Below are 26,279 nucleotides of genomic sequence, written 5' to 3' on the forward strand. Positions count from 1 at the left end.
ATCATCTGCGGCACATGATTATAGGAACACCAAAGAACCGCAAGCCTCTGTGAAGAGGGCTTGCGGTTCTTTTTGTAATTCAATGGTTTATCGGCGGCTTTAAGACCTAAGATCCACCAGTACGGCGACGTTGGTTGTTAGGCTTTTTGTTGTTTTGACTCTTCATCGCTTTAGGTCCGCCTTCAAAGTAGGCGCTGGATTGGTTACCAGAATTTGCTTGTTCTTTCTTTTGCGCCAGTTTTTGGCGTATAGCATCCTGCAAACTGACCTTTTTCGGTTCGTTATTTTCGCTCATCATTATTTCCCTCCCGGTCTTACAGTGAGCCGTCCAGATTGGACGGGATGTACCTATTTTATACGTTTTATAAAAGCCCCACAAGGGCAACCTGATAAAATGCTCAAAACCTTTGGTTTTACCCAGGCCAACATTTTTTCTCAATAACTACAGCCCTGCCGTCTGGCAACTTTGTTTCGGCTTGCCTACAGCAATGCAAACTGGCAACACTGTTTCTGTAGACCCACACGCTCCGCATTTGGTAACATGGAAAAACCGTAATACGAAACGTTAAAGGGGTGTCGCCCGGTTTGAACGCTTATGAAGAAATTCGAAAAGGGGAGCGAGGGGCTTGGGTTAGTATCGTAGCCTATCTCGTCTTGTCCGCTTTTAAGCTGATCTGTGGATATTTATTTGCTTCCAGCGCCTTGCTGGCCGATGGTTTTAATAACCTTACAGATATTGTAGCATCCATTGCTGTACTGATTGGGCTTCGGATCTCCCAGAAACCACCTGATTCGGATCATGCCTATGGTCATTTTAGAGCGGAGACGGTTGCTGCTTTGGTAGCTTCATTTATTATGGCTATGGTTGGGCTGCAAGTATTGGTTGAAGCCGTTCGCTCCTGGTATGAAGGAGCCTTTGTTGCTCCAAACCTGTGGGCGGCAGCGGTGGCTGTAGTCTGTGCTGTGGTGATGTTAGGCGTGTACCGTTACAATCACCGTCTGGCAAAACAAATTAATAGTCAGGCTCTGATGGCTGCGGCGAAAGATAATCGTTCCGATGCCTGGGTCAGCATAGGCGCTGCAATTGGAATTATAGGTGCGCAGTTTGGACTTCCATGGCTGGATAAAGTAGCTGCCATTGCTGTAGGTCTGTTGATCTGCAAAACGGCTTGGGAGATTTTTCGGGATTCTACACATCGTCTTACCGACGGATTTGACCAGAAGGAACTGACGGATCTCAGATCCTCCGTAGCACGCGTTCCCGGTGTTGAGATGATCAAGGACGTGAAGGCACGTGTGCACGGCAGTCATGTACTTGTGGATGTAGTCATTGAAGTGGACGGAGGCCTAAGCTTGATTGAAGGCCATCAGATCTGTGACCGTGTTGAAGAGCGGTTGAAGCGATCGCATAACATCATGCATGTACATGTACATGTGGAACCAAAGACGGAAGAAGTCACAAGGAACCCTTGAACAGGGAGTGAACATCTTGGAAAATGAAAAGAGGACAGCCGCAATTGTGCGTGCTGTCCTCTTTACTTATCATTAGAACGATTATACGATGTTATTGAATGGCAACGTGGATCCACGCTTTGCCTTTCCAAGTGTATACTTGTACCCACTCGCCGCCATCGAATCCATCAACCACTTCACCTGTTGTATCGATGACTTGGGAACCTAATGCACCGATTGGTTTACCGTTAGGTGCATCATAGAACCAAGTGCGCTCCAGAAGGTTCAGCAACATCGTTGGTGCCAGTACTTCATCACCTGGTTTTACGAGTGGCTCTTCAAACATTTTCTCATCTGTAGTCGTAGCTGGCGTTTCAGTTGTAGTTGAAGTACCTTCTGCACCTGTAGTGTCTACTGTTGTACCTGTTACAGTCTCAGCAGTACCTTCTACTGTTTCTACAGCAGGTTTGTTCACTTCAACAGCTGGAGTTGTTGTGGTCGTTGTCGTTGTTGTAGCCTCAGTTCCTGTTTCCGGATTTACCGTTCCAGTAACCGCTTCCTCCGCACCCGCAGCGGCAGCCATCGAACCCATCAACGTTAAAGCAGCGGCAAAACTTACGATTTTTTTCATTTTGTTTTTCCTCCTCGGTAGGTATGTAAAATGTTGTCCTGATTACAAGTAACCAAGCAAGCACCCTTATGAATCACAAATTATAACAATATTTTCTTGCATTCTCCAGTGTCAACTGGCTCATATGTGGGTATATAGCAAGCCTGTAAATATCATACTTCAGTGGGATAAAACCGGGTTGGCTATCTCAAAAAGGTCCTGTTTTTTTTGGGATTCATACGAGAGCGGATTGGAATAAAGCAGAAGGGAGTGCAATACATAATATAGAAAAGTTGACCTATGCCTGAACGCACAAAAGCCAATCGGCTTGGGAGCACGATCGGCTTTTGTATGTATTTCGTTTAGTAAACACTCAGTCATATCAGAGCCTGAGGTTATCGCATTCGGCTACGTCCCGTAATCAGGGAGATTACGAACAGTACAACAAAGATGAAGAAGAGTACTTTCGCGATTGAAGCAGCTGCTTCAACAATACCGAAGAATCCAAAAATACCTGCTACCAGTGCAATAATTAGAAATAATACAGACCATTTCAACATAAGTATTCATCCTTTCGTATAATTGATTGTGGAGTGAGTTGTGTTCACCTCACCGCCTTGTGTAGTCTAACTTTAACCGAGTGCTAACCGCTTGAAACATTGGTTTTTTTTCCAAGCGAAGGCATATATGAAGGGATATATAATATTGTTTCGTCCGGGAAATCGCCGGGTAACTATAGCAATAACAAACTGATGCACATATGGAAAGAGAGGTTCTTCTATGATCTATCAAATTAGCGTGGCCCTGATTGCAGTGGCATTTGCAGTACTGGTATTCTTTTTAATTCGTACCTTGAAATCCGCTCAGGGTTCTTTGGACAATGTCTCACAGACATTGCAGGAGGTACAGAAAACCATTGACGAACTTAGTTATGAAGTGAAGCAGACGGTAAGACATGCCAATGATATTACGGTGGATGTACAACACAAAATGAAAAAAATTGATCCTGTTATGGAATCTGTTGAGAATCTGGGAGAAGTGTTAAATGAAGTGACGGCAGCAGCCAAACAAGTTTCCACAACGCTGATGGCGAAATTTCAGACCAAACGTAACAACGCTGAACAGACCAAGCATGCTGAAGCGGTTCATGTAACTGCACCGCCTGCTACATCAACGGATCGTACCCTGCAATCCTATGAAGCTACATATAATGGTGAAGCTAAGGGCGGGAAAAACTGGATGAAGTATGTTGATGTTGCAGCGAACGTATGGCAACGGATGCGCAAGTAACATGACCGCTTTGTAACCCATGAAGAAGCCTTCAGAGCGGTGATGAACCTGATGAAAGGGTGAGAATCATGATGAAACTACTGCTTGTGATGTTTAGCGTAATTTCTCCCTTTTCCGTTCAACCGGCAGCGGTACCCGCTGCTCACGATATGCAATGGACGGCAATGGAAGAGAAGGCGTCAGAGGTAACTCTGGCTGTTGATCGATCCGAGACTTTCCAGCATTTTCGGACTCTGAATGGCATTTCTCTGGATGACACCATGGATGATTTGTTGGCCAATAAGGGCCAGCCGGGGCATAAGCAGGAAGATCCTTATCTGGGATGTCCTGAATATCACTTTCATGATGTGAAGGTTGGCTTGTGTGAAGATACGGATGTCATTCAATATGTGCATATCGATGCATCTGAGAATCACATCATGTTAAACGGAAAGAGAATTGAGATGAATATTGAAGCGATCCATCATGCTCTAGGGAAACCTTATTATGTGGCAGAGGACGGAGAAGTGTTTCTCCGTGGAGACCAGGCTCTGAAGGTATATATGAAGTCAGGATCTCATCAGATTGAAGGCATTGATCTTTTTGATGACACAGTTTCCTAGGATTGGTTATTACCAAATCGTTTCAAACCCATATAGTATGGTTATATACTAAGTAGCTCGATACAGAAGATTAAATCAGAGGAGAGTGGAAACGATGAATTCAACCAATGAGCAAGCTTATGCAAAAGTGGTAGAAAACGGAGTCCAGGCGGTAGAAGCGGTGAAAGAATTGCAGATTACCGGATACCTTGCTGATCAAATCTTTGTTCTCGCCCATGAGAAGGATCGTACAGATCGAATTGCCGATACAGCAGATGCCAAAGAAATTGGCATAAAGGAAGAAGGCGTATTTGATTCCTTGGCGAATCTGTTCCGCTCACGTGGTGATGAACTCCGGGCCAAAATTGTTTCGATGGGCTTTACCGAAGCCGAAGCGGACTTCTACGAGAGTGAACTCGACAAGGGTAAAGTACTCGTTATTGCTAAAAAGAAAGATTAACTCGATAAGTTGAAGTTTGCTGAACATGGACAAGCTTCTGAATCATTTATGTAAAATGCTTAATCAAAAACATAGATAAGGAATGGGGCTTTCCCCATTCCTTATCTATGTTTTTGCAAGTTTGGAAGCGGGATCAGGACGCTGCAAAAACAGGGTGAGTCGCGGGGATATTCCCCTACGATGGTGCCATTTACTGATAGAAGTTTTTTGTTTTTACGATTATAGTTATACTAGGAATTATTATGTCTACTGCCGTTTTGTATGCAAAATTTGTATAATCAACGTTTGTTTTAACCTAATAAGAATCGACAAACCCGGACGCCACAGATAAGGAGATATCAATGAGAATACTTATTGTTGACGACAATCCGACGAATGTCATTATCATTCGAGAAATTCTGAAAAAAGAAAACTATCGTGACATTGTAACGGCGAGTTCCGCCATGGAAATGTTTGAAGTGTTAGGAATTGGGGAGGAAAGCAACGAACTTCGTCCAAGACCGTCGGATATTGACCTGATTTTGCTAGATATGATGATGCCTGAGATGGACGGTATCGAAGCCTGCAGTATTGTGCAGAAATTTGAGAATCTGAAGGATATACCGATTATTATGGTGACTGCCATCGGAGACTCCAAGAAACTTGCCGAAGCATTGGATGCTGGTGCATCTGATTATGTGACCAAGCCGATTAATAAAGTCGAACTGATGGCCAGAATTCGACTCGCACTTCGTTTGAAACAGGAGAAGGATTGGCATAAAGAGCGTGATCAACGTATTCAGGATGAGCTCAAGTTGGCAGCGATGGTCCAAAATGCTGTATTAAGTCCGGCAATTAGGGACCCGTTGTTCCAAGTGCATGCCATCTATAAACCATCCTTTGAGCTTGCGGGTGATCTGTATTCTTGGTACCCCCTTGGGGAAGGCCGTTACGGAGTACTGCTACTCGACATGATGGGACACGGGATATCTTCATCCCTGTTTACCATGTTTATCGCTTCTGTGTTAAAAGATACGGTTACCACTTATGTGGATCCAGAGAAGGTCATTCAAGAGTTGAACCGTCGTTTTAACCAGCTCCATCTGGAAAAACAATTGGTGCAGTATTATTTCACGGCAATTTATCTGGTCGTTGATACACGGATGAAACGTATTGATTATGTTAATGCAGGGCATCCACCTGCTTTATTTTTCCGAAACGACGGCAGTGTCACCACATTTGACAGCGTCTGCTGTCCTGTTGGTTTATTTGACAAGATGGATATTGAACCACAAACGATCCATTATGAGGGTGACGGGCATATTGCACTCTATACGGATGGATTATTGGAAGCTGTTCAGGGCGGGCAGGAAGAACAACATGAATTCCTGATCGAAAAACTGACTGGCTCACATCAGTGGAATGAAGCTGCTATGCAGGCCATGTTTTTTGACGACGAAATTCCCCAAGAGCGGGATGATGATAAATGTCTGGTCTGGATTACTTTGAATAAAGGGGCGGGGGATGAATGAAGATCAGGAATAAACTGCTGATTGGTTTTACCGCTCTGATGGCCATTTTGATCGTGCTCACGTTTGTGAGTTATGAACGGTTAAACAGCAGTAATCAACAGATTGATCAGATGTATCAGGAACGTTATCTCAAAGTAAGGTTCACTTCTGCTGCACGTGGAGAGGTCAATGATATAGCCAAAGTGCTGGCTAACTTGTTATTGAATCCGAACAATTCGATTAATGCTGCTGAGGGTGACCTGAAGGAGATGAAGGATCGGGGGGATGGTTACCTCGCAGAAGTGAGAAACCGGGCAGACAGTGCACCTGAACATCAACTGGTGGATCGTGTGAATACGGCGTGGACCGCTTATACATCTTATGCAACGAGACAGATCAACCTGATGTCCCAAAACCGGGTAGAAGATGCGAATAACTACCGCAATTCAACAGGACTCGCGGTGCAAAAAGAAACTGTGGATAGTTTGAATGCTCTTTCACGTTATCAGGACCAAGAGATTGATGCTGAGATCAAGAACGCTAACGAAGCGTATACGAGAGCAGTACAGATCACGATAAGTATCATGATTGCCGGGTTGTTGCTTGCATTGGGTGTCATTCTGTGGGTGTTGCCGAGTATTACACGGGGTCTGAACACTGTATCTATGATGATTACCAGCTTTGGTAAAGGGCGTTACCGAACCATTCGGCGCATACAGGTCAAATCAACCGATGAGATTGGTCAGATTGCCAGTGTGTTCAAGGATGTATCCAGTGATCTGGAAGAAAAACTGGAGATCGAGAGGGCTTATGTGCAGGCTCAGCAGGATCAAAACTGGATGAGTTCGAACATCGCAAGAGTCCCGGAGCTGCTTCGGGGGATTGGCTCCATTCGCCAAATTTCACAGATGTTTATCAGTGAGTTCACACCTGTGCTTGGTGCTCAGTTGGGTGTCGTCTATCTGATCGATGAGGAGAAACATCCCGACGAACTGAGACGTTACGGTGCATACGCATTTGAAGAGAACGAAGATGTTGGTAAGGAAATGTATCGCATCGGGGAAGGCCTGATTGGTCAAGCCGCGCTGGATATGACACCGATTATTCTGGAAAATACGCCCGAAGATTACGTGCATATTGGTTCAGCTTCAGGCTCAACACGTGCTGCGGGTATCATGATCTATCCTGTCGTGTTTGAAGATGAACTGATTGGTGTAGTTGAAGTGGCTTCCTTTGAAGGTTTCAATGAACTGCACAAGCAGTTATTCACACAACTGATTATGAACCTGGGCGTAATTTTGAACAACGTTCGACGTCGTTTGCGTGTGGAGGAGCTGCTACGTGAATCCCAGGCACTGACTGAGGAACTGCAGGTTCAATCGGAAGAATTGCAGACACAGCAAGAAGAACTTCGTCGTTCCAATGAGAATCTGGAGGAGCAGACAGAGGCGCTTAAACGATCTGAGGAGTTGCTACAGCGTCAGCAGGAAGAACTGGAACATTTTAATACGGAACTCATTGCCAAGACGCGGGCGCTTGAAGAGCAGGTGCGTGAAGTTGAAGAGAAAAATGACGAAATTGAGAAAACGAAGACACAGTTGGAACAGCAAGCTACACAGCTGTCGATGACAAGCAAGTACAAGTCCGAATTTTTAGCGAATATGTCACATGAACTCCGTACACCATTGAACAGTTTACTCATTTTGTCCCAGTTATTGTCGGAGAACAAGGGTGGGAATCTGACTGACAAACAGCAGGAATATGCGCAAACCATCTACATGTCAGGCGCGGATTTGCTGAAGATGATTGATGAGATTCTGGATCTATCCAAGGTGGACGCAGGTAAGATGGATATCAATTATGAGACCGTACGAATGGAAGATCTGACCAGCTTTGTTCAGCAGAACTTTGGACCGATGGCGAACAAAAAGGAACTGAACTTGAATATTGATTTCGACAGCGATCTACCGGAATGGGTGTACACCGACAGCCATCGCGTCAAACAGATTTTACGGAATTTGTTGTCGAACGCATTTAAGTTCACCAATCGAGGTTCGGTTAGTCTGATTGGACGACGGATGAAACCGGAAGAACTGCCGGGTTATATGAACACCAATCAGGAATATCTCGGATTCAGTGTAAAAGACACCGGCATTGGTATTCCATCGGACAAGACGGATCTGATCTTTGAAGCGTTCCAGCAAGTAGACGGGACCACAAGTCGGAAATACGGTGGAACTGGTCTGGGATTATCCATTAGCAGGGAACTGGCACGTTTGCTTGGTGGTGCAATACAGGTGGAATCATCCGAGGGAGAAGGTAGCTGCTTTACCTTATACCTGCCGGATAATCATGAAGAGGAAGCCTTGGCGGAGGAAGGTGCTTCAAGAGAAGCAGCTGTTTCCTCAGAGGATCTTTATGAAAAGTCCATCGAAGCACGGACCATGCTTTCAAGTCATCAGTCCATTCTCTCTCCTGATCCGGAGCGTAGCGTAGGTACAGATCTGTCTCCTACCCATACTCCAGATGTCACGCAGATCGAAGATGATCAGGAGAATCTGATGGAAGGTGACAAAATCCTGCTCATCATTGAGGATGACGTGAACTTTGCACATATTTTGATGGATATGGCGAGAGGAAGAGGATTCAAAGCACTTGTTGCCCTTCAAGGTGATAAAGGACTAGAAATGGCACGTCAATATCTGCCGGATGCCATTATCCTGGATATTCAATTGCCGGTGATGGATGGTTGGACCATTCTGGGCGAGCTGAAGAGCAGTTCGGCAACACGCCACATTCCGGTTCATGTGATTTCAGTCATTGATGATATGAAGCAAGGTCTGATGATGGGCGCCATTGCGTATCTGAAAAAACCTTCGAGCAAGGATTCACTGGATAAAGCATTCTCGCATATCAAATCATATACCGAGAATCAATTGAAACGACTGTTGATTGTCGAAGATGATGAAATTCAGCGTAAAGCCATTATTGAATTGATTGGTCACGATGATGTTGCAATCACCGCTGTATCGACAGGTAGTGAGGCATTGAATGAATTACACAGCCAGCGTTATGACTGCATGGTACTGGATCTGATGTTAACGGATATGACCGGGTTTGAGTTGCTCGACCAGATTCGTGATGATGAATATCTGAACGATCTGCCGATTATAATTTATACAGGCAAAGAACTGGATTCCAAGGAAGAGATGAAGCTGCGCAAATATGCGGAATCCATCATTATCAAGGATGTGAAGTCACCGGAACGTCTGCTGGATGAGACGACTTTGTTCCTGCATCGGGTAGAAGCCAATTTGCCGGAAGACAAGCGTCGAATCTTACAGAAACTACACAACAAAGAAACGTTGTTTGAAGGCAAGAAAATATTGCTTGTAGATGACGATATTCGTAACGTATTTGCCCTTTCAAGCGTTCTTGAAGGCTATCGGATGGATGTGACGTTTGCTGAGAACGGCCGAGAGGCTTTGGAGATTTTGGACAAAAATCCGGAATTTGATCTGGTACTGATGGATATGATGATGCCAGAGATGGACGGTTATGAAGCGATGACACGAATCAGACAGATCCCGCAGTTTGAAAAGTTGCCGATTATTGCGCTTACGGCCAAAGCCATGAAAGAGGATCGCGGCAAATGTATTGAGGCCGGAGCATCTGATTATGTGAAAAAACCGATCCAGACAGATCAATTGTTATCCTTAATGCGCGTATGGCTGTATTCGTAAGTTCATTATTCGGATGTTCATTGTTTGGGTAATGAAAGACAATACGACGAATACGCAAGTAACAAATGAAGAAGTGGAGAGAACTTATGACACCGTGGGAACCTACCGAGACGGGGGCAGATTTGGTCCGTATGCCGCAAGATGAAGAACGCGAGCTGATCGAGATTGAGTTGCTGTTGGAAGGCATGCACCGTTTATATGGATATGATTTTAGAAACTATGCACTGCCATCCCTGAAACGAAGAATCTGGCATCATGCACATGCTGAAGGTGTTAAAAGCATCTCCGGCTTGCAGGAGCGTGTTCTTCATGACCGTTCCGCGTTTGAACGTTTTGTACAGAACTTATCCATCCCTGTAACGGAAATGTTTCGAGATCCTTCGCTTTTCCGAATGTTTCGGGAACAGATTATTCCGATCCTGAGAACCTACCCGTATATCCGAATATGGCATGCGGGATGTTCTACGGGAGAGGAAGTTTATTCCATGGCCATCATGTTGCATGAGGAAGGACTGTATGACAAGGCAAGAATCTACGCAACGGATATGAATGATCGCTCTTTGCAACAGGCCAAAGAAGGCGTATATGGTATTGAGAAAATGAAACTATTTACTACAAATTATTTGGAGGCAGGGGGTACCAGAGCCTTCTCCGAGTACTATACAGCGAAATACAATTCGGTGATATTTCATCCTTTTCTAAGGAAGAACATCATTTTCGCCGAGCACAACCTGGCAACAGACCGGTCATTTAACGAGTTTAATGTTATCTTTTGCCGTAATGTCATGATTTATTTTAATGATGAACTGCGGAACCATGTGCATGGGCTGTTTCATGAGAGCTTGAGCCACTTTGGTATTCTGGTTCTGGGGTCGAAAGAATCGATACATTTTACAGAGTTCAGTGATACCTATGAGCCGTTAGACCGGACCGAAAAAATATACCGGAAGATCAAATAGGGGGTTAGGGTTAGCCATGGGGCTCAATGAACCAATCCACATATTATTGGTAGATGACCGCCCTGAGAACTTGCTTGCTCTTGAAGCAGTTCTGGAATCGGAACAATATAAACTCGTTAAGGCAACTTCCGGAGAAGAGGCACTCCGCTGTCTGCTAAAAGACGAATTTGCGGTTATCGTTCTCGATGTGCAGATGCCTGGAATGGACGGAATTGAGACAGCAAAGTTAATTAAGGCACGGGACAAGTCCAAGGATGTGCCGATTATATTCATCTCTGCCAATAGCAGAGAAGCGGAGCACTTGTTTGCCGGATATTCAGCCGGGGCCATTGATTACATGGTTAAGCCATTTATTCCTCAGATTTTGAAATCCAAAATCGAGGGCTTTGTGGAGATGTTTATCACCAATAAACGTTTGAAGACACAGACCATGCTTCTTCACCAGAAGACACAGGAACTGGAGAAGATGAACCAACAACTCATTCAGGCCAAGGAAGAAGCAGAAATTGCAGCCAATGCAAAGACTGAGTTCCTGGCAATGATGAGTCATGAGATTCGTACACCGATGAACGGAGTTATCGGTATGGTTGATCTGCTGATGGAAACGGAACTGAGGGAAGATCAGAAGGAATATGCAGACATCGTTCGTCGCAGCGCAGATGCACTTGTCACGGTCATCAACGACATTCTTGATTTTACCAAGATGGAATCCGGCAAAATGGAACTGGAAGAGCATCCTTTTGAAATTGTCTCCTGTATTCGGGAAGTGTTGGGATTGTTTGCTGCAGAAGCAGGCAAAAAGAATCTGGAACTGGATTATTTCCTGGAAGATTCTGTACCTGAATTAATCTATGGAGATATGGCAAGGCTCCGTCAGGTTCTCTTGAATCTTATTGCCAATGCGATCAAATTTACCGATCAGGGTGGAGTTTATCTGATCGTGTCAGTTAAGGAAGAAGAGGATGGAGAAATGGCATTGGAGTTTGCCGTTAAAGACACCGGGATAGGTATCGCTTCAGACAAAGTTGATCGCCTGTTCCAGCCGTTTTCCCAGCTGGATACATCCATGACACGTAAATACGGTGGAACTGGCTTAGGACTGGCAATATGCAAGACTCTGGTTGAAATGATGGGTGGACAGATCTATCTGGATACAACAGAGCAACGGGGAGCAACGTTTGTATTTACAATTCAGGCGAAACGTTATGTAGAAACTGAACTGGTCCAGGGGAACGGGGAAGAGAAACCAACGGATGTGAAAAATGAGAATAAATATCCTACGGTATTAATTGTGGATGATCATCCGATCAACCAGAAGTTGATGGCGATTATGCTTGGTAAGCTGGGGTTGCTCTCAGACATTGCTGAAGATGGACAGAGCGCACTCGATATGGTAAACGGCAGCCGTTATCCCTATGACTATGTGTTTATGGATCTGCAGATGCCTGTGATGGACGGTTTGGAATGTACACGGCGGATTCGAGAGAGTCTGTCCCAGTCTAATCAGCCAATCATTATAGCCATGACTGCTAACGTAATGGAAGGTATTCAGCAGCGCTGTATTGCTGCCGGCATGGATGATTATATTAGTAAACCGGTGAAAATGGGCAATGTAAAACAGAAAATAGCCCAGTTTCAGAAACAACGACAAATGTTAGAACCAGGCCCTTCAGCCATGAATCAGGCCAATTGAAACATTTTCCAAACTTCTTTCTGATTCACTCATGCTGAAGTTGGGTTATTAGGTAAGGAAACCATTGATCAGGAGAGAGATGTCTAATGAATACAAATAAAAATGAAAAATTCAATGCAAGAACTGAAACTCAGGACGGCGTGTGCACGGTGTATCTGACTGGCGAACTGGATTTGTCGGTTGCTCCTGACTTCCGCTTGGTGATGGAGCCGCTCGTGGATAACAAGGAACAGGATCTTGTGATTAACATGAAAGAATTGAAGTATATCGATAGTACAGGGATTGGTATCCTGTTATCTGTTCTGAAGGCCAGACATGGAATGGAAGCTCGCTTTGAAGTACAGGAAGTTCCTGCGCAGATTCAGAAACTTTTTGACATGACGGGCATCGCCAAATTCTTTGTCACACAGAAGAATTCCCAATAGGAAAGGATCGAAAAAGGAATGAATGCAGAAGTTCAAAGAGTCACCCTTAATTTACCTGCGACAGCTGATTACGTTGATATTGTAAGACTCAATCTCTATGGAGTAGCATCCAAAATGGGATTTTCCTACGAAGACATTGAGGATATGAAAGTTGCTGTATCCGAGGCCTGTAACAACTCTGTATTGTATGCCTACTCACACGAAGGCGGCATGGTTGAAGTTGTATTCGAAGTGGATGGCGAAACATTGTCCATTATTGTCAAGGACGAAGGTGCCAGCTTCGAGAACATGAACCCTGCTGTGTCACGTGCCGGTCTACACGACAAAGAACTGACGGAAGCACAGATTGGCGGACTTGGGTTCTACCTGATGCAAGCCTTGATGGATGATGTCAGTGTGGAAAGTGAGACGGGCAAAGGTACGAAAGTAGTACTCGTAAAACGTCTTGCAAGAAGTGAGGAGAAAGTATGAATGAAAAAGTGACTCCCCCAGAGTCCATGTCTGAAGCTATAGGTTTGATCTGGGAATACCAGCAGACCCTAGATAATGAAATTGCAACAGTTCTCATCCGTAAATATGAACCAATGGTCAAGATGGCAGCAGGTAAAATCGCTCGGAATCGCCCCGATCTATACGAAGACTTGTATCAGACCGGGCAGATGGCTTTGATTCGTTTGCTTAAGCAATACGATATCAACCTGGGTATTCCGTTTGAACCTTATGCCATGAAGAGCATGATCGGTCATATGAAGAACTACTTGCGTGATAAATCCTGGTATATTCAGGTGCCCCGGAGGATTAAGGAAAAGGGAGCCCTTGTGCAACATGCCATTGATGAGTTAACCGTTAAGCTGGAGCGCTCACCCGGTGTGAACGAAATTGCTGAATACCTTGATCTGACTGCAGAAGAGACAATTGAAGTTCTGGCTGGTCGGGAATGTTACCACTATGTATCACTGGATTCTCCTTTATCTCAGGATGACAGTGCAGCAACATTGGGAGAACTGATCAGTGCAGATGTTAATGACTATGATTCGGTCGAAAAACGGATGGACTTGCAACAGGCATTGGGACAATTGAAGGAACAAGAACAGCAGGTACTTATTCTAGCATTCCAGGATGGCCAATCTCAGCGGGCAATTGCCCAGAAGCTTGGTGTTTCACAGATGAGTGTATCTCGGATTCAGAAGCGAGCTACAGAGAAACTGAAACAGATCATGTCTAATGCTTCAATGTTATGACAAATGGAACCCTAATGTTGTTGAGTACGGCATAAAGAAGGACACGTCAATGCGCTGAAATGCATACGTGTCCTTTTTGGGATCAAAAAGATGGGCATGCAATGAAGAACATGAGTGCAGGAGTGGATAAAGTGATTATGAACCAAATCAAGTTGGAAGCTCGCCGTGACAAGTTATCTTGCTCGGACCATTGGCAATGGTGGGATTGGGTTGCACCTGACACCGATAGCATGAACGATGCGTTGGAGGAGCTGACAGAGGCGTTTCCGGATATGCGGTATTGGCTTCATAAGATTCCGGAAGTGGAATCGAATTATTTGTCCGTCCGTTTCGTGAATGGTAAAGAACCAGTCATATTTGGTTCATTGTTGTATGCTGTCAAGAATGAGAGAGATGACAAACGTCAAGATAATCAGATGTTTTTCTATGTCGATCGCAATAACCTGGTTACCTTGAATATGGATGACAATACACGAGGCATTATGAAGACGGATGAACGTGCCCATATGTTACAGCAATGTAGTGAAGCCAGGGACGGGATGTTTGTACTTTTTCGAGCTATACTGCATTACTACCATGTGGGGATGGATCATTTTGAGATGAACCTGCGTGATCTGGAACGGAAGATGGAATCCCGCAATGCCCGCACCTTGATGGACCAGATTCTCGCCGCTCGATTTGAATTATTGTATTGGAGTAATCTGTTCATCCCTTACTCGGAACTGATGGCTGCTTCACATGAGGCTTACCTTGATGAAATAAATGAAAATCGATATTTCCAGCAACTCCAACATCGGGTAGAGCGAATGGAACGTTTGTTTAGTCACTACGAGAAAGAGATCGATACGTTAATCTCCATTGATAATGCGATCTCCGGTGTACGTGGCAATGAGATCATGAAGACGCTGACCATTGTCACTGCTGTGTTCATACCTGCCACGGCAGCTGGCGCGATCTGGGGGATGAACTTTGAGAACCTGCCCTTTATCGACAAATCATGGGGAGTTGTACTGGTCCTTGTTGTCATTATCTTAAGCATGATCAGCATGTATGTATGGCTGATGATGAAAGGCTGGACAGGAGATCTGCTCAAAGTGAAATCTTCACAGCCTTCAGCTGAAGAGACAGAGAAAAAAGGAGCTATGGAAAAACGTAAGGGATAGCCTACTGGTGGTTAGTCCTCTTAGTTTCTTAGTTTTTGTAATCTTCAATATAACCAAGCAAGTCAGCGATATATTGGCCCACAATCGGCATATTCACGAATTGGCTGAGAATGAATGCCAGCAAACCGAGAACAACAAAGGTACCCACAGTCAGACCAAGACCTCGTGCCATGCCCGCTGTAAAATTGGTAATAATCCGCTTTTTGGGACTGCTGTAATTCTCAATAATATCCTTGATCTGTGCTCTCTCCAGGCTGTCCGCAATCTGGTCCAGACGGGTGTTCAATCGCTTTACCTCATGACGCAATTCAAAAGGGTGCTCGCTTGTATCATACTGCTGGGCCGGTGTTCCTCCCGTAATTGGAGTATTACCGTTGATTGTAACTTTACTCATATTATTTGTCCTCCTCAACTCTCATTGGATAAAAAATAGCCAGCTGGAGTGCAGCTGGCTATTAGTCACTCGATCTGTATCGCCTTACAGGCTAGTCGAGTTAAGTTCTTTACGTGCATCTTCCTTCGCTTCAACGGAAGCGGCAGCCACTTCATCAGATGCACGGGATGCTTCATTAGCCACATCAGCGGACGCTTTTCTCACAGAGTCCATTACATCATTGCGGCCTTGATTTACCGTTTTTGCAATGTCTGAAGTTTTGGAAGAGACCGTTTTTGCCAGTTCAGAGGCTTTGTCACTTACAACAGTTGCCACTTCTTTGGTGCGGTCAGTAACGATGCCCACTTTCTCGGAAAGGTCACCACGCAATTCACGTCCCGGTTTAGGCGCAAAGAGTAGTGCTGCTGCAGCTCCCAGCAAACCCCCGATGAAAATACCTTTTGCGAAAGTGGAACCCGTCTGTACAGGATATTGCTCTTCTGCTTTATTCATGTCTAATCACTCCTTCTTCAATTTAAGAAACAAATACGAAACAACGAACACCTTGTTGCCCGAATCAGGCAGCCTGTCTTAGCAGTCTGGACACAAGCCCCAGCAAGAAAACAAAGAGCGCTGTACCAATGATGGCAGGGATAATGGCAAAGTTACCGATAACTGGTCCCCAGTTACCAAGCAAAAGTGCTCCTAGCCAGGCTCCGGCAAATCCGGCAATCATTGCACCGATTATGCCTCCAGGCATGTTGTGACCGGCAAGTGCATCTCCGATCAAACCGATGATGACAGCCATCACAATGCTGATAATGATGCCCCACATAACAACCGCCTCCTTTAAACTTGATGTAGGATGTTGTCTGTTCGCGTTTGCTTACTTCGTATATAAACCCCGTGCAACCCTGTGAAACAATAAAGATGAGGAGGAATGAACTGGAAATTAGAGGAATTCATTCTTTAGCGGCTTTGTTTAATACCTTTAACCATGCAGAAGATCCATGCCAATCCAGCAGTAAATCCAGTAAATACATCCGTAGGATAATGAACGCCCAACATGATTCGGCTGAGGCCAATCAAGAAAATAAAACTAATACCACCTAGAACAGGAAGCCACACACCGGAAGAGTTATGTCGCTGTCTTTCAATGGCCCAGATTACAAAGAGCATGCCGTAGAAGCCCATGGAGATCATGGCATGTCCGCTGGGAAAGCTGTACCCGTGAACGACCAGCAGATGATCCAGATCAGGTCTGCTTCGTCTGAAAAATTCCTTCAATAAGGTGTTCAGAATCCACATCATGGCAAAACTTCCCGTGAGCGCATATCCATATACAACAAACCTTGGACTGCGTTGAATGAAGAAAAGAAGAGCAAACCCTCCTGCAGCCACAGCAGAGATTTTGAATGAACCCAGTGCGGTTATGAATGCAGTGTAAGGGAATAGATGAAGACGTGAATCTGAATTCAGATAAAATAATTGCTGAATTTGATCATCCAGACGAATAATAACATCAGCACCCAACCAGGCACCCAGACCTGCCAGGATAAATACGACCGATGCGCTGAGGGCCAGGCCAGCCATACCCCAGTTGAGGAGTGGACGTAATAACGTACCGGAATTTGAACTGAATGAGGCTGGTGAATACGTTTTGCGCGGCATAATGAGTTTCTCCTTCAGTTATTGTAGTAGATGAACATAGATGATAAAGCTATACCCGAAATGCCTGTCGAAAAAACTGTAAAAACGTCGCTTTTGTACTATACTATTTAAGATATCCCATGCGGCGTCGTGACGCAAAGCAGAGATGAAATCGGGAGCACAAAGGAGAGAACTCGCATGGAGAGTGCCTTGTTAATTAAAGAATACCGTGCAGGCGTTATGGAATGCGCCCATTACGGACACATAAGTATTACGGATGAGTATGGCCGAATCGTATACTCGGCTGGTGACCCTCAATTTAGAGCGTTCACTCGCTCATCTGCCAAACCTTTTCAAGCCATTCCAGGTATTCGGGCAGGAATTGCCAGTCACTATGACCTATCAGCACAGGAGATCGCCATTATGTCCTCTTCGCATCGTTCGGAACCGGAACACATTCGGGTGCTGGAGCAGTTATCCGGTAAGATCGGATTGGGAGAAGAATGCCTGATCTGTGCACCAAGTTATCCGCTTAATGAAGAAAGCCGTAATCAATGGTTACGTGGACAAGGAGAGAAACGGCGCATCTTGCACAACTGCTCCGGAAAACATCTGGGAATTCTGGGGTACAGTCAGATGAAGCAGGTTGATCTGGGCAGTTACGCTGAACCGGATCATCCGGTACAACGAGAAATTCTTGAAACCTTTGCCGACCTGGCAGGTATTGAGGAAAAAGAGATTAAGCTTGGGACGGATGGCTGCGGCTTTCCGGTATTTTCTTTGCCGTTGTCGGCATTGTCGAACGCCTATCTGAAGCTCGCTTGTCCGGATCTTATCGCTGATCCTTCCACAAGAACAGCTGTAGAGACCATAACATCAGCTATGAATGAACATCCGTTGATGGTAGGTGGCACGGAGCGTGTCGATTCAGTGTTGCTGGAAGACAATAACATTGTAGCGAAGGGTGGATTCAAGGGGGTATTCGGTTTTGGTCTGAAAAAAGAAAGGCTGGGAATCACCTTCAAGGTGCTTGATGGTTCTGAGGAAGAGTGGGCCTTCATTACCCAATCCATCCTGAAACAGATTGGTTATTCCAATGAGAGAACCATTGCCCGATTGGCTGAAGTGTTCCCTTCGGACATCCGAAATGATGCGGGTACCCTTGTAGGTCATGCAGATAGTGAGTTCATTCTTCACTCACTTGAAGATAGCGTATAACCTTAAGAAGGGGCGTGATTAGAGTTGCCGGACCCCGGGTAAAGATGACATACCAACTGGTATTCATCTATACAATTCATATACACGCATGGACTGCCGCGGTAATGTGGCAGCTCTAAACCCTTGGAGGTGGATGAACATGATTAAAGTGGTGACATCGGAAGAAAGGCACACGTCGGATCGAGGTTGGATACACAGTGAATTCAGCTTTTCCTTTGCGGATTATGATGATCCAAGCAACGCCCATTTTGGCTGTCTGTTGGCTCATAATGAAAACACGCTGATGCCGCAAGAAGGCTTTAAGAAACATCCACATCATGATCTTGAACTTGTCAGTTATGTGATATCAGGTACACTCAAACATACGGATAGTATGGGAACAGAACAATTGCTTGAACCGGGTACGGTCCAGGTGATGAGTGCGGGTACGGGAGTGGAACACTCCGAGACCAATCCGTCAGCGGATGAACCGGTACGTTTCCTCCAGATGTGGTTTTTGCCATCGGAGCGTATGCTGAAACCTTCCTATACGAATCGGAGAATAGAGCCGCAGGAGCATTTGAATCGTCTATGTCCGATTGTATCCGGGCAAGGGGGCGAGGGAAGCGAAGGCGCATTGCCTATTTCCCAGGATGTAACCTGTTATCTGTCCCATTTGGAGTCCGGGAAAAAGTTGATGTACCCGCAACACGAAGATCGACGGACACATCTTTTCCTGATCAGTGGACATGTGGAGATTCATTGTTCGGATGGTAACTTCAACCTCAAGCCGGGGGATACCGCACGAATTCGCAAAAGCTGTGATCTGCAAATCACGAGTACAGACAGTGAACCTGCCGAATTTGTTTTGGTTGACCTGCCTTAAGCGAAAAAGGACCTGTTCCCACGGTGATGTGGAAAACAGGTCCTTTTTTGGCTTAAGATTTACGAAGATTACCCAGTTCCGAAGCGACAGCTTCCACTTCAGAGATACTGAGATGTTCCTTGCTCAAAATCATTTCATACAGGTCAAACAGATCTTCATATTTCTCAAGTGGGAATGAAGAAGCTTGCATGGCGGCACCGCTTGCCATACGAAGTTTGGTTTTGATCGCTTCAATCATATATTCCATATTGGCTGCTGTTGCTTGTGATAAATCCATCGTTAAGTTCATCCCTTCCGTATCGGAAACTCTTGTTATTGTATCATGATTGGAAGCGCTCAGGCTAATGCTTTTGCGAGGAAACCAAGCATCGGTTACAATGATGGATACAACAACAGGATTTAACGGAAACCTGAGTGTACTGGAGGGAATACAGTTTGGCAGCGTATAAGCGAGAAATGGTTCGCCATCAAGGAAGGGAAGTCCGCAAAGGCGTGCCTGCAGAGAATCTGGTCTTATTTTTCAAAAACATCGTTCAACTTCATTCTCCAGCTGAAATCACGTTTGTCTGCATCGGTACTGATCGTTCCACCGGGGATGCTCTGGGTCCAATGACAGGAAGTTTACTGCAAGAGAGCGGAATGGAGAACGTGATTGGTACGCTGTCTTCCCCTTGTGATGCAGATACGCTGGAAAAGAAATTGGCACTTATTCCTGCACACCATGCCATCATAGCGATTGATGCATGTCTGGGTCCAAAGCATGCGGTAGGTACATACTATCTCTCGAATAACCCACTCATTCCGGCCCAATCGGTCGGAGGCAAGCTACCCCCTGTTGGACAATACAGTGTAGCAGCTGTGGTTAATGCGAATGGACCAAGGCCCTATTCCATTTTGCAGATGACCTCGCTTCACTTGGTTATGGGGATGTCCCGAACGATTGCAGATGCCGCAATTGAAGCATGGAAATGGAGACAAACGTTTCATTCATGATATGTAGGCTTAATAATATACAACCTGAATTATTTAATTCGCGCAGAGAGAGGGATTCATATGGAAAAAGTGATGTGTGATGGAACGACGATTTGTTATGCCGAACAAGGTAAGGGAGAAGCACTCATTTTGCTCCACGGATACTGTGGCAGTTCATCGTATTGGGATGAGGTCGTACCTGAACTGGCACGCAGCTATCGCTGTATCGTACCTGATCTGCGTGGACACGGAAAAACAGATGCACCTGTAGGAAGTTATACCATCGAACAGATGGGCAACGATGTATTACAGTTGATGGATGAGTTGAATGTGGAAAAAGCGGTCCTTCTGGGACACTCGATGGGGGGATACATTGCGCTCTCGATTGCACAACGTCACCCGGAGCGTTTGAATGCATTTGGTCTGATTCATTCGACAGCCTATCCGGACAGTGAAGAAGCCAAGGAAAAACGCCTTCGTGCTGTATCCACCATTCAGACCGAAGGTATCGTGAATTTTGTAGATGGACTGGTTCCCGGACTGTTTGCACCGGAACATGTGGAATCGTTATCTAAGCATGTAACACGTGTGAAGGAAATTGGATACCAGACTGCTCCTCAAGGTGCTGTTGGTGCTGCACTTGCTATGCGAGAACGCCCGGATCGCCGCGATGTGTTATCGGCTACACCTTTACCTGTATTGCTGGTTGCAGGAGAGAAGGATGCTGTTATCCCGCCAGAACGTACATTTACAAGTGACAAGCCACATATCGTGCAAGCCGTGATTGCGGGTGCAGGTCATATGAGCATGTATGAAGCTCCTGAAGAGTTAATTCAGGTCATTAAACAATTTATGGCTGGATTATCGAAGTAATTGATGAAGTGATTTATGTTGATATCATTAGAATATAGTTTGGTTTCTGGATGATTCAACCTCTTGTGGAGGAGGAGTAACCAGTTCCATTTCAACCGAGCCCCTGCCACGTCCCTTTGGGATAGGCAGGGGTTTAGTGTGTTCATGGCCAGAGCAAAGACACGTGTGTCTTGTTTTTGGCTTTTTGTCATGGCATGAATTAAAATAAATATAAAGGAACGATATGAGAACGATTGAATGTATAGGGTCGAATGATGAGGGGGCATACAGCATGTTCAGAAAAGATTATCTGCTCCGCATGATGGAGGAAATGACTGAAGCAATAGGCAAAGTGTTCACGCTCAAACAGCAACGTAAGCACACCGAGGCATTGTCTGAACTGGATGAGTTGATGCGCAGGCAGTTTGGGTTGAACTTATCTCTACTGAACTCATTGCCAGCAGAGGATGTTATTGAAATGTTCCGTTTTCGCGGAATAATTGAGGTAGATAATCTGCAGCAAGCCGCGAGGCTGATTGAAGAAGAGGCTTACATCTATCAAGAGAAGGCCAAAGTTGAAGGCATCGATGATCAGGAGAGAATGGACGCAGAGGATGACGCCCTCATTCGATTGATGAGATCACTTCATTTTTACCTGTATGCATTAAATCATGGCGCTAATCCCAAGTTGTTGGACGCACCGGAACGGGTTGAGGGTGTGTTGGGGCTTACGAAAGAATATGAACTCCCTGCTCGAACCGAAAGACAGCTTGCCCTTTATCGTGAACAACAAGGGCGTTATGACCAGGCAGAGAACAGTTGGTACAGGCTGCTACAGCTTGGTGCTGAATTCCCGGTGAGCTACCGAGATGATGTACAGGCGTTCTATGAAAGGTTGAGCCCACTCACGGATGAACAACTGGAGCAGGGCGGTCTGCCACGGAACGAAGTTGAAGAGGGACTAGCTGAACTAAGTCGTCAAGAGATGAACTCATAAAATATGGATTGGATCAAGGCCTGTTACATGCCTTTACTTGGAGAGGGAACGGAATTGTGGTATGGTAACGGTTGACCAAACCAAATCGAAAGTGAGATGTACCCCGTGGATTCATTGCGAAAGCTTATACAAGACATCTTTGAACAGAATTCGCTGATTACAGCGACCTGGAGCCAGCTGCGCAGACGGGACAATGTCTCGTATACCAAAGTGCAAGTCAAGCCGGTGACACTGAAGAATCAGCTGCATTATCAATTTGCATTTCATTATAACAACAAAGTGCTGCACGAGAATTTGACTCCGGCTGAAGCGGCTGAGCGCATGACTTTGTTATGCGAAGAGACGTTTCGTCAAGGGCTGCTCTGTACGACCGAGGCAGACTATCAAATTTTGATCAGCAAAAAATATAAAGTATCCATTCTGACCAAATCTGCTTCCAAAACTGCGGTGGATCTGTCGCATAATCGCAAGAAGCAATATGTATTAGAAGAAGGCGTACCTGTATCGTTCCTCGTTGAACTTGGTATTATGAACGAAGAAGGTCGTGTGCTGGCCCGCAAGTATGACAAGTTCAGACAGATCAACCGTTTCCTCGAAATGGTGCAGGATGTCATTCCACATCTGCCGGAAGGACGTCCACTGACCATCGTTGATTTTGGTTGCGGCAAGTCTTATCTGACATTTGCGTTATATCATTATCTGTCTGTACAACAACGTCGTTCACTCAAGATTATTGGGCTGGACTTAAAGGCAGATGTAATTGAACACTGTAATGACCTGGCTAATCGATTGCATTATGGCGATCTGAAGTTTCTGGTTGGAGACATCGCGGACTACGATGAATTGAATGAAGTGGATATGGTTGTCACACTGCATGCCTGTGATACAGCTACCGATGCTGCTTTGGAGAAGGCAGTTCGTTGGGGGGCTTCTGTTATTCTGTCTGTTCCTTGCTGTCAGCATGAACTGTTTGATCAAGTAGAGGCTTCCGTGATGAATCCGTTGTTGTCCCACGGTATTCTCAAGGAACGTTTTTCCGCTCTGGCTACGGATGGGATTCGTGCCAAGTTGCTTGATCTGATGGGATACAAAACACAATTGCTTGAATTCATCGATATGGAGAATACGCCTAAAAACATATTGATTCGTGCTGTTCGCGGTCAGGCTGGCGAAGTGACGGAGATGTGGAATGAATATACGGCTTTCCGTGATTTCATTCATGCTGATCCATATTTGGAGCGGGCTTGTGCCGATTTGCTTCCTGGCGATGGCAAGCAGGCCGATGGGAAATCAAATTCGAGCAAAGAAATCGTTCAAGATTCCGCAAATTGCGACCTTTGCTGAGTGTGCCAACGCCAATCCAGGGACATACTGCAATTAGGGTCCCTGAATGTAAAATGATATTCTATGCACATACTTCGTAGCAATCAACATTATAACTGTCAGATGTATATCAGGCAGAAGGACCCGTTATCGGGATCTTCTGTCTTTTTGTTATGCATATGGAGTGCTGGAAGGAAGGAGGGTGTATAAGGATGAAGAATAGGACAATGCATAAGGGAGTTGTAAGGTATAGACGAGGGTATGCGGCGAATGAGGAAATGATGGAACAGGCGTTTGAACGGTCTCACCACGCAAATGGTACAGAATATGTAGATAACAGGGACTTATGTAATGGGGACAGTAAGGGTAGTAAAGACAGTACATATAATAGGGAAGATACATATAACAAAGATGATACGTATAAAAAAGAGGATAAAAATAATTCAAATGGAGCTATTCAGACCGATGCGTCAGGGAGTTTTTCTCAAAGTTTGAGGTGTAAACGTTATTCAGGATGGGGTTGGACTGTTGGGGTAGGCATACTCTCCATTGTCTTGCTGCTTGCAGGATGTCTGAGTCGAGGGCTGTACTATTCAGCGGATCTGTACCCTGTCCTTTTGATCGCAGGAGGAAGCATATTGATTATGTTTTTGCTTTTCCTTGTAGGTATTCGTCCCAAGAAGGCGAGTGAACGAATACCCATGTCATTGGGACAGGGTCGGGGGAGACTCGAACGAATCGTTGAGAAAATTTTTCGATTTCCAGGAATGTGGCGGGTATTATGGCCGCTGGGGATGATGACATGTTTTGGGCTACATGCATGGGTAGGCTCGGTGAGTAAACAGGGCAGCATGGATGAAATGCTACGGTGGAGCCTACTTGCGATGTTTACGCTGCTCACTGCAATACTGGCTACGCGCACGGATGGTGCGCGTTGGTTAGCTTGCGGTTGGCAGATGGCAGGAGGCTTGCTTGTGCTAAGCGGCATCCTTGCCGTATGCGGGATATTGCCGCTGCCCTTCGGGGTGATGCGGACTGCTGACCCCGAGATCAGTTCCGCCGGAGCAAGGCTCGGCGGACTATTGCAGTACCCGAATGCGTACGGTGCCGTTGTTGGCATGTACGCATTGGAGCGGCTGACAGCCACCGCGCGAGTCATAGCCCGGCCTGTGCCGGCCGGGCGACTCATCGCGGCAGTGCTGCCGCTCATGCCTGCGCAAGCCGCGCTTCTGCTGAGCGAGTCGCGCGGCGCTTGGCTGGCGACCGGCTGCGCCGCGGTCGCCGCCTTTGCTTTGCAGCGGCGCGGTGCCCGCCTGCCGCTGCTGCTGGCCATGGCCGCGCCACTGGCGTGCGCGGCCTGGCTGTACCGCCAGCTGGCTGCTGCCCAGCTGGCGCCTGCACCCGTGCCCGGCCTGCTGGCACTGGCCGGGGCATGGGCAGCTGCGCTGCTTGGCACGCTGCTGCTGTGCCGTCTATGGCACAGCGGCGCCGCCAAGGCTCCACGCGCCGCTGCCCTGACGGCCATTGTGCTGGCGGGAGCCGCCGCCGCACTAATGGCCGTGGCCTCCACCGCCGATCGCCTCGCGGCGGGTGTCGGCACTGGGGTGTCCCGCCTACAGATGTGGCGGGACGCCCTCCAGCTGTGGACCGAGGCCGCATGGCTCGGCCACGGTGGGGATACATGGCGCAACATATTCCGCGCCATTCAATCCTCGCCTTATGTCGGAGGCGAGGTCCACAACGGCCTGCTCGATCTCGCCCTGGACACGGGCATGATCGGCATCGTGCTTGTCGCAGGGTGGTTTCTCCTCACCCTGCGAAGCATCTTTCATTTTGCACCGCAGCTCATGCCTTCTGTGCTTATTTTTGGCCTGCATGGGGCGATGGACTTTGACTGGAGCTTTACATTATTTTGGATGCTCTTCATCTGGCTCGGTGCTTGGGCAACTGCATTGAAGACGGAAACAGAGGGAGTGCAACGATCCGGCGTAACTGTAAAATACACTCCTATCAGATTCAAATCGGGATCTAAATCGAGATCTAAATCCAGATCCAGATCCAGATCTCTTTTCTTGCGATATTTACCAACCCAATCCCACCCATCAGCTGTCTCGATGCGTTCCTTCTTTCATATTTTTCAGCGAGTAACTGCTTGGCTAATAAGGGTATCCACAGTGATGATCATCCTTTTCTGGATTGGTGGAACAGTCTGGCTGACCTCCCGATATGCCGTAGCAGAAGTGCAGTACCATCAGGCGATGTCTGAACCGGCTGGCACTCCAGCACAGAAGGTGCATCTTATGGTTGCCCTTCAGTCTAACCCGAATCGGGCGGATATCGTGATATCCTTTGCGCGAACGCTCCCGGTACGAGAAGCAGAAACACTCCTTTTAAACAGCTTGTCCCATTCCCCGATGCACCCTCAGATTTACATCGAACTGGGACGATTGGTAGCCCAATTCGACGAAGGACAGCAGGCTGGAGAATATTTTGAACAAGCGATCGCATTGAATCGGTATGATGGCATTGGCCAATCCTCGGCTTTGTATTGGATGGAGCAGGTAGCGAGGCGGGAATGGAAGGCAGGATTCACGGATCGAGCCCAACAGACTGCCGCCGCTGGTGTTCAGATGTATGAACGGTATCAACTGCTGGCTGAGGAAGTGGAAGCAGGAAACGTTCGCAATGATCGTCGTTTTGTACTGGAAGAACATGCTCCAGGCTATGGAGAGAACCTGCGCAGGCTTGCTTCAGCTTTTTCTCATCCGTTTACTCCAGAGTTGACCAAGCGGAGCCCTTGAATCACTGCTGGATCTTGACGTTTACCCAAGCTATATGATGATGGATGTCAACGTCTAAAAATTCTGGGAGTCCAAGCCGGTTGCTCCTCGCGGATGGGTATGCGATTTTCTAAGGAACACA

The 26,279-nt window shown here is 46.3% G+C and carries 27 protein-coding genes; 19 read left to right on the forward strand and 8 right to left on the reverse strand.

What is annotated here, in order from left to right:
- Positions 1 to 106: 106 nt before the first annotated feature.
- Positions 107 to 295: a hypothetical protein gene (locus tag MHI01_RS23440; protein ID WP_017692261.1), complete on the reverse strand. Its 189-nt coding sequence runs from the start codon at positions 293 to 295 to the stop codon at positions 107 to 109.
- Between the two features lie 290 nt (positions 296 to 585).
- Between MHI01_RS23440 and MHI01_RS23445 the strand changes: the two genes are divergently transcribed.
- Positions 586 to 1,473: a cation diffusion facilitator family transporter gene (locus MHI01_RS23445; protein WP_036606974.1), complete on the forward strand. Its 888-nt coding sequence runs from the start codon at positions 586 to 588 to the stop codon at positions 1,471 to 1,473.
- A 91-nt stretch (positions 1,474 to 1,564) separates the two neighbouring features.
- Here the strand turns inward: MHI01_RS23445 and MHI01_RS23450 are convergent, their stop codons facing one another.
- Both MHI01_RS23450 and MHI01_RS23455 read right to left on the reverse strand, forming a co-directional pair.
- Positions 1,565 to 2,083 carry a hypothetical protein gene (locus MHI01_RS23450; RefSeq protein WP_143781127.1) on the reverse strand — a complete coding sequence of 173 codons (519 nt, stop codon included), beginning with the start codon at positions 2,081 to 2,083 and terminating at the stop codon, positions 1,565 to 1,567.
- A gap of 374 nt (positions 2,084 to 2,457) precedes the next feature.
- On the reverse strand, positions 2,458 to 2,622 hold the full coding sequence (locus MHI01_RS23455) for a DUF1328 domain-containing protein (RefSeq protein ID WP_017692264.1): 165 nt from the start codon (positions 2,620 to 2,622) through the stop codon (positions 2,458 to 2,460).
- Positions 2,623 to 2,842: 220 nt separating this feature from the next.
- On the opposite strand from MHI01_RS23455, the gene MHI01_RS23460 reads away from it, so the two are divergent.
- The 11 genes from MHI01_RS23460 (at position 2,843) to MHI01_RS23510 (ending at position 15,107) form a co-directional block, all read left to right on the forward strand.
- Positions 2,843 to 3,352: a DUF948 domain-containing protein gene (locus tag MHI01_RS23460; protein WP_036606976.1), complete on the forward strand. Its 510-nt coding sequence runs from the start codon at positions 2,843 to 2,845 to the stop codon at positions 3,350 to 3,352.
- Positions 3,353 to 3,420: 68 nt separating this feature from the next.
- Positions 3,421 to 3,954 carry a hypothetical protein gene (locus tag MHI01_RS23465; RefSeq protein ID WP_036606978.1) on the forward strand — a complete coding sequence of 178 codons (534 nt, stop codon included), beginning with the start codon at positions 3,421 to 3,423 and terminating at the stop codon, positions 3,952 to 3,954.
- 94 nt (positions 3,955 to 4,048) lie between these two features.
- Positions 4,049 to 4,393 carry a general stress protein gene (locus MHI01_RS23470; protein WP_017692267.1) on the forward strand — a complete coding sequence of 115 codons (345 nt, stop codon included), beginning with the start codon at positions 4,049 to 4,051 and terminating at the stop codon, positions 4,391 to 4,393.
- A 341-nt stretch (positions 4,394 to 4,734) separates the two neighbouring features.
- A complete protein-coding gene (locus MHI01_RS23475; RefSeq protein ID WP_036606980.1) occupies positions 4,735 to 5,904 on the forward strand; it encodes a PP2C family protein-serine/threonine phosphatase in 1,170 nt (389 codons plus the stop codon).
- Positions 5,901 to 9,626, forward strand: a complete 3,726-nt coding sequence (locus MHI01_RS23480; protein WP_340984244.1) for a response regulator — start codon at positions 5,901 to 5,903, stop codon at positions 9,624 to 9,626. Before MHI01_RS23475 ends, MHI01_RS23480 begins: the two co-directional genes overlap by 4 nt.
- Positions 9,627 to 9,712: 86 nt before the next feature.
- Entirely contained in the window at positions 9,713 to 10,585 is an 873-nt protein-coding gene (locus tag MHI01_RS23485; RefSeq protein WP_036606984.1) for a CheR family methyltransferase, read from the forward strand.
- Positions 10,586 to 10,601: 16 nt separating this feature from the next.
- Positions 10,602 to 12,278 (forward strand): response regulator, encoded by a 1,677-nt coding sequence (locus tag MHI01_RS23490; RefSeq protein ID WP_127546566.1) that lies wholly within the window; start codon positions 10,602 to 10,604, stop codon positions 12,276 to 12,278.
- Between the two features lie 86 nt (positions 12,279 to 12,364).
- Positions 12,365 to 12,703: an STAS domain-containing protein gene (locus MHI01_RS23495; protein WP_036606989.1), complete on the forward strand. Its 339-nt coding sequence runs from the start codon at positions 12,365 to 12,367 to the stop codon at positions 12,701 to 12,703.
- An 18-nt stretch (positions 12,704 to 12,721) separates the two neighbouring features.
- Positions 12,722 to 13,174 carry an anti-sigma B factor RsbW gene (gene rsbW, locus MHI01_RS23500; protein ID WP_036606993.1) on the forward strand — a complete coding sequence of 151 codons (453 nt, stop codon included), beginning with the start codon at positions 12,722 to 12,724 and terminating at the stop codon, positions 13,172 to 13,174.
- On the forward strand, positions 13,171 to 13,944 hold the full coding sequence (locus MHI01_RS23505; RefSeq protein ID WP_036606995.1) for a sigma-70 family RNA polymerase sigma factor: 774 nt from the start codon (positions 13,171 to 13,173) through the stop codon (positions 13,942 to 13,944). The genes rsbW and MHI01_RS23505 overlap by 4 nt, the downstream gene beginning before the upstream one ends.
- 137 nt (positions 13,945 to 14,081) lie before the next feature.
- Positions 14,082 to 15,107 (forward strand): magnesium transporter CorA family protein, encoded by a 1,026-nt coding sequence (locus MHI01_RS23510; RefSeq protein WP_047841670.1) that lies wholly within the window; start codon positions 14,082 to 14,084, stop codon positions 15,105 to 15,107.
- 28 nt (positions 15,108 to 15,135) lie between these two features.
- Here MHI01_RS23510 and MHI01_RS23515 read toward each other — a convergent pair whose 3' ends face one another.
- From MHI01_RS23515 to MHI01_RS23530, 4 genes are all read right to left on the reverse strand, one after another.
- Complete coding sequence (locus MHI01_RS23515; protein WP_017692276.1) at positions 15,136 to 15,501, reverse strand: DUF5665 domain-containing protein; 366 nt, start codon at positions 15,499 to 15,501, stop codon at positions 15,136 to 15,138.
- A gap of 84 nt (positions 15,502 to 15,585) precedes the next feature.
- The gene (locus tag MHI01_RS23520) at positions 15,586 to 15,993 is read right to left on the reverse strand and encodes a YtxH domain-containing protein (RefSeq protein WP_076319638.1); all 408 of its coding nucleotides are present in this window, start codon (positions 15,991 to 15,993) and stop codon (positions 15,586 to 15,588) included.
- A gap of 64 nt (positions 15,994 to 16,057) precedes the next feature.
- Positions 16,058 to 16,315: a GlsB/YeaQ/YmgE family stress response membrane protein gene (locus tag MHI01_RS23525; RefSeq protein ID WP_017692278.1), complete on the reverse strand. Its 258-nt coding sequence runs from the start codon at positions 16,313 to 16,315 to the stop codon at positions 16,058 to 16,060.
- Positions 16,316 to 16,449: 134 nt separating this feature from the next.
- Positions 16,450 to 17,151: a phosphatase PAP2 family protein gene (locus MHI01_RS23530; protein WP_340984245.1), complete on the reverse strand. Its 702-nt coding sequence runs from the start codon at positions 17,149 to 17,151 to the stop codon at positions 16,450 to 16,452.
- Between the two features lie 177 nt (positions 17,152 to 17,328).
- On the opposite strand from MHI01_RS23530, the gene MHI01_RS23535 reads away from it, so the two are divergent.
- Positions 17,329 to 18,348 carry an asparaginase gene (locus MHI01_RS23535; protein ID WP_340984246.1) on the forward strand — a complete coding sequence of 340 codons (1,020 nt, stop codon included), beginning with the start codon at positions 17,329 to 17,331 and terminating at the stop codon, positions 18,346 to 18,348.
- A 139-nt stretch (positions 18,349 to 18,487) separates the two neighbouring features.
- Positions 18,488 to 19,213 carry a pirin family protein gene (locus tag MHI01_RS23540; protein ID WP_340984247.1) on the forward strand — a complete coding sequence of 242 codons (726 nt, stop codon included), beginning with the start codon at positions 18,488 to 18,490 and terminating at the stop codon, positions 19,211 to 19,213.
- Positions 19,214 to 19,265: 52 nt separating this feature from the next.
- Here MHI01_RS23540 and MHI01_RS23545 read toward each other — a convergent pair whose 3' ends face one another.
- Positions 19,266 to 19,490, reverse strand: a complete 225-nt coding sequence (locus MHI01_RS23545) for a DUF1128 domain-containing protein (protein ID WP_036607002.1) — start codon at positions 19,488 to 19,490, stop codon at positions 19,266 to 19,268.
- A 158-nt stretch (positions 19,491 to 19,648) separates the two neighbouring features.
- Here MHI01_RS23545 and yyaC point away from each other — a divergent pair, with 158 nt between their 5' ends.
- The 5 genes from yyaC to MHI01_RS23570 all read left to right on the forward strand — a co-directional run bounded on the left by yyaC (position 19,649) and on the right by MHI01_RS23570 (position 26,158).
- Positions 19,649 to 20,206, forward strand: a complete 558-nt coding sequence (yyaC, locus tag MHI01_RS23550) for a spore protease YyaC (protein WP_340387563.1) — start codon at positions 19,649 to 19,651, stop codon at positions 20,204 to 20,206.
- A gap of 60 nt (positions 20,207 to 20,266) precedes the next feature.
- Positions 20,267 to 21,058 (forward strand): alpha/beta fold hydrolase, encoded by a 792-nt coding sequence (locus MHI01_RS23555; protein WP_036607004.1) that lies wholly within the window; start codon positions 20,267 to 20,269, stop codon positions 21,056 to 21,058.
- Positions 21,059 to 21,329: 271 nt separating this feature from the next.
- Positions 21,330 to 22,034, forward strand: a complete 705-nt coding sequence (locus MHI01_RS23560) for a DUF6483 family protein (protein ID WP_076253599.1) — start codon at positions 21,330 to 21,332, stop codon at positions 22,032 to 22,034.
- Between the two features lie 96 nt (positions 22,035 to 22,130).
- Complete coding sequence (locus tag MHI01_RS23565) at positions 22,131 to 23,378, forward strand: class I SAM-dependent methyltransferase (protein WP_340984248.1); 1,248 nt, start codon at positions 22,131 to 22,133, stop codon at positions 23,376 to 23,378.
- A gap of 191 nt (positions 23,379 to 23,569) precedes the next feature.
- Positions 23,570 to 26,158 (forward strand): O-antigen ligase family protein, encoded by a 2,589-nt coding sequence (locus tag MHI01_RS23570; RefSeq protein ID WP_340984249.1) that lies wholly within the window; start codon positions 23,570 to 23,572, stop codon positions 26,156 to 26,158.
- The last annotated feature ends 121 nt before the right edge of the window (positions 26,159 to 26,279 follow it).

This window comes from Paenibacillus sp. FSL M7-0656 (assembly GCF_038003225.1).
Classification (GTDB): Bacteria; Bacillota; Bacilli; order Paenibacillales; family Paenibacillaceae; genus Paenibacillus; species Paenibacillus amylolyticus.

Bases quoted from the DNA above. Each gene is read 5' to 3' on its own strand.
- MHI01_RS23480 (WP_340984244.1), top strand. From the start codon at position 5,901: ATGAAGATCAGGAATAAACTGCTGATTGGTTTTACCGCTCTGATGGCC.
- MHI01_RS23570 (WP_340984249.1), top strand. From the start codon at position 23,570: ATGAAGAATAGGACAATGCATAAGGGAGTTGTAAGGTATAGACGAGGG.
- MHI01_RS23545 (WP_036607002.1), bottom strand. From the start codon at position 19,490: ATGGATTTATCACAAGCAACAGCAGCCAATATGGAATATATGATTGAA.
- MHI01_RS23495 (WP_036606989.1), top strand. From the start codon at position 12,365: ATGAATACAAATAAAAATGAAAAATTCAATGCAAGAACTGAAACTCAG.
- MHI01_RS23515 (WP_017692276.1), bottom strand. From the start codon at position 15,501: ATGAGTAAAGTTACAATCAACGGTAATACTCCAATTACGGGAGGAACA.
- MHI01_RS23460 (WP_036606976.1), top strand. From the start codon at position 2,843: ATGATCTATCAAATTAGCGTGGCCCTGATTGCAGTGGCATTTGCAGTA.
- MHI01_RS23455 (WP_017692264.1), bottom strand. From the start codon at position 2,622: ATGTTGAAATGGTCTGTATTATTTCTAATTATTGCACTGGTAGCAGGT.
- MHI01_RS23555 (WP_036607004.1), top strand. From the start codon at position 20,267: ATGGAAAAAGTGATGTGTGATGGAACGACGATTTGTTATGCCGAACAA.
- MHI01_RS23485 (WP_036606984.1), top strand. From the start codon at position 9,713: ATGACACCGTGGGAACCTACCGAGACGGGGGCAGATTTGGTCCGTATG.
- MHI01_RS23535 (WP_340984246.1), top strand. From the start codon at position 17,329: ATGGAGAGTGCCTTGTTAATTAAAGAATACCGTGCAGGCGTTATGGAA.
- MHI01_RS23525 (WP_017692278.1), bottom strand. From the start codon at position 16,315: ATGTGGGGCATCATTATCAGCATTGTGATGGCTGTCATCATCGGTTTG.
- MHI01_RS23530 (WP_340984245.1), bottom strand. From the start codon at position 17,151: ATGCCGCGCAAAACGTATTCACCAGCCTCATTCAGTTCAAATTCCGGT.
- MHI01_RS23450 (WP_143781127.1), bottom strand. From the start codon at position 2,083: ATGAAAAAAATCGTAAGTTTTGCCGCTGCTTTAACGTTGATGGGTTCG.
- MHI01_RS23475 (WP_036606980.1), top strand. From the start codon at position 4,735: ATGAGAATACTTATTGTTGACGACAATCCGACGAATGTCATTATCATT.
- MHI01_RS23490 (WP_127546566.1), top strand. From the start codon at position 10,602: ATGGGGCTCAATGAACCAATCCACATATTATTGGTAGATGACCGCCCT.
- rsbW (WP_036606993.1), top strand. From the start codon at position 12,722: ATGAATGCAGAAGTTCAAAGAGTCACCCTTAATTTACCTGCGACAGCT.
- MHI01_RS23505 (WP_036606995.1), top strand. From the start codon at position 13,171: ATGAATGAAAAAGTGACTCCCCCAGAGTCCATGTCTGAAGCTATAGGT.
- MHI01_RS23510 (WP_047841670.1), top strand. From the start codon at position 14,082: ATGAACCAAATCAAGTTGGAAGCTCGCCGTGACAAGTTATCTTGCTCG.
- MHI01_RS23565 (WP_340984248.1), top strand. From the start codon at position 22,131: ATGTACCCCGTGGATTCATTGCGAAAGCTTATACAAGACATCTTTGAA.
- MHI01_RS23540 (WP_340984247.1), top strand. From the start codon at position 18,488: ATGATTAAAGTGGTGACATCGGAAGAAAGGCACACGTCGGATCGAGGT.
- MHI01_RS23465 (WP_036606978.1), top strand. From the start codon at position 3,421: ATGATGAAACTACTGCTTGTGATGTTTAGCGTAATTTCTCCCTTTTCC.
- MHI01_RS23560 (WP_076253599.1), top strand. From the start codon at position 21,330: ATGTTCAGAAAAGATTATCTGCTCCGCATGATGGAGGAAATGACTGAA.
- MHI01_RS23470 (WP_017692267.1), top strand. From the start codon at position 4,049: ATGAATTCAACCAATGAGCAAGCTTATGCAAAAGTGGTAGAAAACGGA.
- MHI01_RS23440 (WP_017692261.1), bottom strand. From the start codon at position 295: ATGAGCGAAAATAACGAACCGAAAAAGGTCAGTTTGCAGGATGCTATA.
- MHI01_RS23520 (WP_076319638.1), bottom strand. From the start codon at position 15,993: ATGAATAAAGCAGAAGAGCAATATCCTGTACAGACGGGTTCCACTTTC.